Annotated in this window: 5 protein-coding genes, 1 pseudogene and 1 riboswitch; all 6 genes and pseudogenes read left to right on the forward strand. The window is 76.0% G+C overall.

The annotated features are described in order from the left end of the window. Window positions 1-19: 19 nt before the first annotated feature. Window positions 20-1,039: pseudogene (locus ACIQGV_RS40685) on the forward strand (MBL fold metallo-hydrolase); the annotation flags it as partial. 273 nt (window positions 1,040-1,312) lie between these two features. Beyond that, a riboswitch (cobalamin riboswitch) is annotated at window positions 1,313-1,382 on the forward strand. Between the two features lie 132 nt (window positions 1,383-1,514). Then, a complete protein-coding gene (locus tag ACIQGV_RS40690) occupies window positions 1,515-2,753 on the forward strand; it encodes a prenyltransferase/squalene oxidase repeat-containing protein (RefSeq protein ID WP_402504779.1) in 1,239 nt (412 codons plus the stop codon). Then, window positions 2,750-3,442, forward strand: coding sequence for an SCO2322 family protein (locus ACIQGV_RS40695; protein WP_402504781.1), 693 nt, complete (start codon window positions 2,750-2,752; stop codon window positions 3,440-3,442). Before ACIQGV_RS40690 ends, ACIQGV_RS40695 begins: the two co-directional genes overlap by 4 nt. Beyond that, complete coding sequence (locus ACIQGV_RS40700; RefSeq protein WP_402504783.1) at window positions 3,435-4,526, forward strand: energy-coupling factor transporter transmembrane component T; 1,092 nt, start codon at window positions 3,435-3,437, stop codon at window positions 4,524-4,526. The genes ACIQGV_RS40695 and ACIQGV_RS40700 overlap by 8 nt, the downstream gene beginning before the upstream one ends. Then, window positions 4,523-6,205 carry an ABC transporter ATP-binding protein gene (locus ACIQGV_RS40705; RefSeq protein WP_402504785.1) on the forward strand — a complete coding sequence of 561 codons (1,683 nt, stop codon included), beginning with the start codon at window positions 4,523-4,525 and terminating at the stop codon, window positions 6,203-6,205. Before ACIQGV_RS40700 ends, ACIQGV_RS40705 begins: the two co-directional genes overlap by 4 nt. Further along, the gene (locus ACIQGV_RS40710) at window positions 6,202-7,032 is read left to right on the forward strand and encodes an ECF transporter S component (protein WP_402504787.1); all 831 of its coding nucleotides are present in this window, start codon (window positions 6,202-6,204) and stop codon (window positions 7,030-7,032) included. The genes ACIQGV_RS40705 and ACIQGV_RS40710 overlap by 4 nt, the downstream gene beginning before the upstream one ends. Window positions 7,033-7,061: the final 29 nt, after the last annotated feature.

Consider the following 7,061-nt stretch of genomic DNA (forward strand, 5'->3'; position numbering starts at 1 on the left):
GTGGCGGGGGGAGGCGTACATGGTCAGGACGTCCGATCTCGGCGGGGGAGTGCGGTCGGTCGAGGTGCCGATACCGGACAACCCGCTCGGGCACACGCTGGTCTACGTCGTCGACACCGACCGCGGCCCCGTGCTCGTCGACACCGGCTGGGACGACCCGGCCTCCTGGGACGCGCTGGCCGAAGGGCTCGCGGCCTGCGGCACCTCCGTCCCCGCACTGCACGGCGTCGTCGTCACCCATCACCACCCCGACCATCACGGTCTGTCCGGAAGGGTCCGGGAGGTGTCCGGGGCCTGGATCGCGATGCACGCGGCCGACGCGGCGATCGTCCGCCGCACCCGCGCGGCCCGCCCCGGGCAGTGGTACGCCTACATGGCCGCCAAGCTCACCGCCGCCGGCGCCCCCGAGGCCCATGTGGCGCCCCTGCGCAGGGCCCGCGGCACCCTCCCCGGCCTCGCCCCCGCCCTCCCCGACCGTGAGATCGTCCCCGGCGACCTCCTCCCCCTGCCCGGCCGCCGCCTGCGCGCCGTCTGGACACCGGGCCACACCCCCGGCCACGTCTGCCTCCACCTGGAGGAGCGGCACCCCGCCGGAGACCGCGGGCACGGCCGTCTCTTCTCCGGCGACCATCTGCTGCCCGGGATCACCCCCCACATCGGCCTCTACGAGGACCCCGACGACACCACCGTCACCGACCCCCTCGGCGACTACCTCGACTCCCTCGAACGCGTCGCCCGGCTCGCCCCCGCCGAGATCCTCCCCGCCCACCAGCACCCCTTCACCGACGCCCCCGCCCGTGTCCGTCGGCTCCTCGCCCACCACGAGGCCCGCCTCGGCGGTCTCCTCTCCCTCCTCACCGCACCCCTCACCCCCTGGCAGCTCGCCGAGCGCATGGACTGGAACCGGCCCTGGGGGCGGATCCCCCACGGCTCCCGCACCATCGCCGTCTCCGAGGCCGAGGCCCATCTGCGGCGGCTGGTGAAACTGGGCCGCGCGGAAGCCGTGCCGGGGAGCGATCCGGTGACCTACGTCGCGGTGCCCGACGGCGGGTCCGGCGGGGCGTCCGACGCCGGGTCCGATGCCGGATCAGGAGAGGTGTCCGATGCCGGGTCCGGCGGGGTGTCCGATGCCGTGCCCGATGCCGGGTCCGATGCCGGGTCCGGCAGGGTGCCCGATGCCGTGCCCGACGGCGGGTCCGGAGGGGTGTCCGGCGCCGGGTCCGGAGGGGTGTCCGGCGGGGTGTGACCGGCACCCCACAGCGGCTTGCGGACCGCCCGGTAAAGTGGCGGCGTCGTCATCACACCCGTACGGGGGGAAGCCGGTGCAAATCCGGCGCTGACCCGCAACCGTGAGCAGACCGCGTCTGTGAGCCGGACTGCCCCGTACGGATCGTGACCGGCTCAGCGTGCGCCGGCACACCGCCGCGCACGGCACCGTCGAGGGATACGGAGCCGAGCCGCCCGGGGTCGTCCCGTGCTGCCCGGCTCCCTTAGGGGAGAGGCACCCGCTCATCATGAACGTCCGCCGCAGCGCCGCGGTCCTGGCCGCCGCCGTCGCCGTACTCGGTGCCGCCGTGCCCGCCGTCGCAGCACCCTCCCCGTCACCGTCGGTGTCCCTGCCGGACGGGCTGTACGGCACCGCCGACCCGACGTACGACGGTGTGTGGCGGCAGTCGCTGACGCTGCTCGCGCAGACCGAACAGGGCGTCGTCCCCGCCGGCAAGGCGGTCGACTGGCTGGCCGGGCAGCAGTGCGCCGACGGCGGCTTCGCCTCCTACCGCGCCGACGCGGCCGAGCCCTGCGACGCCAAGACGATGCTCGACACCAACGCCACCGCCGTCGCCGTGCAGGCCCTCGCCGCGACCGGCGGCCACGAGGACGTGCCCCGCAAGGCGGTCACCTGGCTGAAGTCGGTGCAGAACACGGACGGCGGCTGGGGCTACAACCCCGGCAGCCCCTCCGACGCCAACTCCACCTCCGTCGTCACCGGCGCCCTCACCGCCGCCGGTGAGAATCCCGCCGACGTCGTCAAGGCGGGCAAGTCCCCCTACGACGCCCTGCTGACCCTCGCCCTGCCCTGCAAGGGCAAGGACGCGGGCGCCTTCGCCTACCAGCCCGACAAGCAGGGCAAGCTCGCCGCCAACGCCGACGCCACCGCCGCGGCCGTGCTCGCCGCCCTCGGCGAGCCGCTGGCCGGACAGAACGCCACGGACGAGAAGAGCTCCCCGTCCTGCGCGAAGCCCGCCGACGCCGCGCAGGCCGCCCACAACGGCGCCTCGTACCTGGCCGGGGCCCTTGCCAAGGACAAGCACCTGACGTCCGCGCTGCCCGGTGCGGAGGACCAGCCCGACTACGGCAACACCGCCGACGCGGTCGTCGCGCTCGCCGCCGCCGGCTTCGGCGAACAGGCCGGCGCCTCCGCCCGCTGGCTGGAGGCCAACGCCCTGAAGTGGGCCGAGCAGAGCGGCCCCGCCGCCTACGCCCAGCTCGTCCTCGCCGCGCAGGCCGGCGGCATCGACCCGGAGGACTTCGGCGGCGAGGACCTGGTCGCGCTGCTCAACGCCACCGGGCCCGCCCCGGACAAGGTCCCCGCGAAGGGCACCCCCGCGGACGGCGACCCGTCCGACAGGAAGACGGACGAGGCCGCCGACGACAGCGACGGTGTCAGCGTCTGGTGGATCGTCGGCGTCGGCCTCGTCGGCGGCATCGGCGTCGGCTTCCTGATCAGCTCCCGCAAGAAGTCCCGGCAGTGATCCGCCGAGCCGTCCGGCCCGCGCACGGAAGGGTCCCCGCGGCGGTGCGCCGCGCCGGGGCCCTCCTGGCCGCGGTCCTGGTCGTGCTGACCGGCGCGGCCCAGGCCGCCCACGCCACCGGCTACCGCTACTGGTCCTTCTGGGACCGTGACGGCGCCCGCTGGGTCTACGCCACCCAGGGCCCCGCCACCGCCCGCCCCTCCGACGGTGACGTCCAGGGCTTCCGGTTCGCGGTCAGCGAGGACTCCCAGGACGCCGACCAGCCGCGCGGCGCCGCCGACTTCGCCGCGATCTGCGCGGACACCCCCGCGCAGCAGGGCAAAAAGCGCGTCGCCCTGGTCCTCGACTTCGGCACCGCCGCCGACGCGCCCCCCGGGGAGACCCCGCCGCCCGCCCGTACGGTGTGCGCGAGCGTCGCCCCCGACGCGACGACCGCCGAGGCCCTGGCCGCCGTCGCCAAGCCCCTGCGCTACGACACCAACGCCCTGCTGTGCGCCATCTCCGGCTACCCGGAGCGGGGCTGCGGCGAGCAGGTCTCGGGCGACCGGGGCTCCGCCGACGCGCAGCCCTCCACGAAGACGGCGGCGGACGACTCCGACGGCGGCCCCTCCCTCGGACTGATCGCCGGAGCCGGTGTGGTGGTGCTGCTCGGCGCCGCCGGGATCTGGCAGGCACGCCGCCGTGCGTGACGGCACCGCCGTGCACCCCGGTGCGTGGTGGCTGTGGGCCCTCGGACTGGGCACCGCAGCCACCCGCACCACCAACCCGCTCCTGCTCGGCCTGCTCGTCGCCGTCTCCGGCTATGTCGTCGCGGCCCGCCGGCCCGACGCACCCTGGGCCCGTTCCTACGGCGCCTTCGTCAAACTCGGCCTCGCGGTGCTGGCCGTGCGGCTGCTGTTCGCGGTGTTCCTCGGCTCTCCCGTCCCCGGCACGCACATCGTGCTGACCCTGCCCGAAGTCCCCCTGCCCGACTGGGCGCAGGGCATCCGCCTCGGCGGCCGGGTCACCGCCGAGGGCCTGGTGTTCGCCCTCTACGACGCCCTGCGGCTCGCCGCGCTGCTCATCTGCGTCGGCGCCGCGAACGCCCTCGCCAACCCCTCCCGGCTGCTGAAGTCCCTGCCGGGCGCGCTGTACGAGACCGGCGTCGCCGTGGTCGTCGCCCTCACCTTCGCCCCCCACCTGATCGCCGACATCCAGCGGCTGCGCGCCGCACGCCGGCTGCGCGGCCGCCCCGACCGCGGCGTCCGCGCACTGCTGCACGTCGGACTGCCGGTGCTGGAGGGCGCGCTGGAACGCTCCGTCGCCCTCGCCGCCGCGATGGACTCGCGCGGGTACGGCCGTACCGCCGACGTCCCCGCCGCGATCCGCCGTACGACCGCCGTGCTCACGATCGCCGGACTGCTCGGCGTGTGCGCGGGCACGTACGGACTGCTGACCGCCCAGGGCGGCGCCTACGGGACACCCGTGCTGCTCGCCGGGACGGCCGCCGCGCTCGGCGGGCTGTGGCTGGGCGGCCGCCGCACCCCCCGCACCCGCTACCGGCCCGACCGCTGGGACCTGCGGGCCTGGCTGGTCGCCGGGTCGGGCGCCGCCGTCGCCGCGCTGCTCACGCTCGCCGCGACCCGTGATCCCGGCGCACTGAGCCCCGGGGTGATCCCGCTGGTCGCGCCGGAACTGCCGGTGTGGCCGGCGGCGGCCTGCCTGCTGGGGCTGCTGCCCGCGTTCGTCACGCCGCCACCGAAATCGCCGAAGTCCCCCGAGGAGCCGTCGTGATCCGCTTCGAGGATGTCTCCGTCACCTACGAAGGCGCGGCCGAACCCTCCGTGCGCGGCGTCGACTTCGAGGTGCCCGAGGGTGAACTCGTCCTGCTGGTGGGCCCGTCGGGCGTCGGCAAGTCGACCCTGCTCGGCGCCGTCGGGGGCCTGGTGCCGCACTTCACCGGCGGCACCCTGCGCGGCCGGGTCACCGTCGCGGGCCGCGACACCCGCACGCACAAGCCGCGCGACCTGGCGGACGTGGTCGGCACGGTCGGCCAGGACCCGCTGTCGCACTTCGTGACGGACACGGTGGAGGAGGAACTCGCCTACGGCATGGAGTCCCTGGGGCTCGCCCCGGAGGTGATGCGCCGCCGGGTCGAGGAGACCCTCGACCTGCTGGGGCTGGCCGCGCTGCGCGACCGCCCGCTCGCCACGCTCTCCGGGGGCCAGCAGCAGCGCGTCGCCATCGGCTCCGTCCTCACCGCCCACCCGGACGTGCTCGTCCTCGACGAACCGACCTCGGCGCTGGACCCGGCGGCCGCGGAGGAGGTCCTCGCCGTCCTCCAGCGGCTCGTCCACGACCTCGGCACGACGATCCTGATGGCCGAGCACCGGCTGGAGCGCGTCGTCCACTACGCGGACCGTGTCCTGCTGCTGCCCGCGCCCGGCGCGGCGCCCGTCCTGGGCACCCCGGCGGAGGTGATGTCGGTGTCCCCGGTCTTCCCGCCGGTGGTGGAACTGGGCCGCGCGGCGGGCTGGTCGCCGCTGCCGCTGACCGTGCGGGACGCCCGCCGCAGGGCCGCGGACCTGCGGGAACGGCTGAAGGAGCGGCAGCCGCAGGAGCCGGCCGGGACACCCGCGGCCCTCCCCCCTGCCCCGGCGCGGCCGGCCGCACGGCGGAGGTTCCCGGCCCGGCGGGCCGCCGGCACCCCCGACGCGGCTCCCCTCGCCGCCGAGGTGCGGGACCTCGTGGTCCGCCGCGGGCGGGTCACCGCGCTGCGCAAGGCCGGTCTCACCGTCGGCCCCGGCGAGACGATCGCGCTGATGGGCCGCAACGGCGCCGGGAAGTCCACCCTGCTGTCCGCGCTGGTCGGCCTGGTGGAGCCGGCCTCCGGCACGGTCCGCACGGGCGGGGCCGTCCCGCACAGGACGCCGCCGCGCGAGCTGGTCCGGCGGGTCGGGCTGGTCCCGCAGGAGCCACGCGACCTGCTGTACGCCGACACGGTCGCGGGCGAGTGCGCGCAGGCGGACCGGGACGCGGGGGCCGAGCCGGGCACCTGCCGTGAGCTGGTGTCGAGGCTGCTGCCCGGTGTCGCGGACGAGACGCACCCGCGCGACCTCTCCGAGGGGCAGCGGCTGTCCCTCGCCCTGGCGGTGATCCTGGCGGCACGCCCGCCCCTGATCCTGCTGGACGAGCCGACCCGCGGCCTGGACTACGCGGCGAAGGCCCGCCTCGTCGGACTGCTGCGGGAGCTGGCCGCCGAGGGCCACTCGATCGTGCTGGCCACGCACGACGTGGAGCTGGCGGCGGAGCTGGCCCACCGGGTGGTGCTGCTGGCGGACGGCGAGGTGATCGCGGACGGCCCGGCGCGGGAGGTGGTGACCTCGTCGCCCTCCTACGCGCCCCAGGTGGCGAAGATCCTCGCCCCGCAGCAGTGGCTGACCGTCGCCCAGGTGAGGAAGGCCCTCGGATGACCCCCGACATGTCCGGCCGGGTCCGCGCGGTCCGGCTGGGACCCCGCTCCACGGCCTCCCTGGCGCTGGTCAGCGCGGTCGGCGTGGCCGCGCTGACCTGGCCCTTCTTCGCCCCGCCCGAGTCGTCGGCGGTGGCCCACGCCCAGGACGCGCCCTGGCTGTTCGCATGCCTTCTCGGGCTGCTGGTCCCCGTGGTCGCGGCGACGATCGCGGAGTCCGGGCTCGGCCCCAAGGCGGTCGCGATGCTCGGGATGCTGGCCGCCACGGGGGCCGCGCTGCGGCCGATCGGGGCGGGCACGGCCGGGATCGAGCCGATGTTCTTCCTGCTGGTGCTGAGCGGCCGGGTCCTCGGACCGGGCTTCGGTTTCGTCCTGGGGTGCGTCACGATGTTCGCCTCGGCCCTGCTCACCGGCGGGGTCGGGCCCTGGATGCCGTACCAGATGCTGGCGATGGGCTGGTTCACCATGGGCGCGGGCCTGTTGCCCGGCCCGGCCCGGCTGCGCGGCCGGGCGGAGATCGGGCTGCTGACGGCGTACGGCTTCGTCGCCGCGTTCGGCTACGGCACGCTGATGAACATGGCGGGCTGGACCTTCATGAGCCCCGCGACCACGACACTCGCCATGGACCCGCACGCGGGCCCCGCCGCGAACTTCGTCCGCTTCCTCGCGTACTGCCTGGCCACGTCTCTCGGCTGGGACCTGGGCCGGGCGGTCTGCACGGTCCTGCTCACCCTCGCCCTCGGCCCCGCCCTCCTCAAGGCCCTCCGCCGGGCCACCCGCAGAGCCGCCTTCGAGGCGCCGGTCACCTTCGACGGACCCGCTGGGTGACGCGGTCGGCACAGGGGGTCGCATCCAGG

It is taken from the genome of Streptomyces sp. NPDC093094, from assembly GCF_044754345.1.
In the GTDB taxonomy this organism is placed as follows: domain Bacteria; phylum Actinomycetota; class Actinomycetes; order Streptomycetales; family Streptomycetaceae; genus Streptomyces.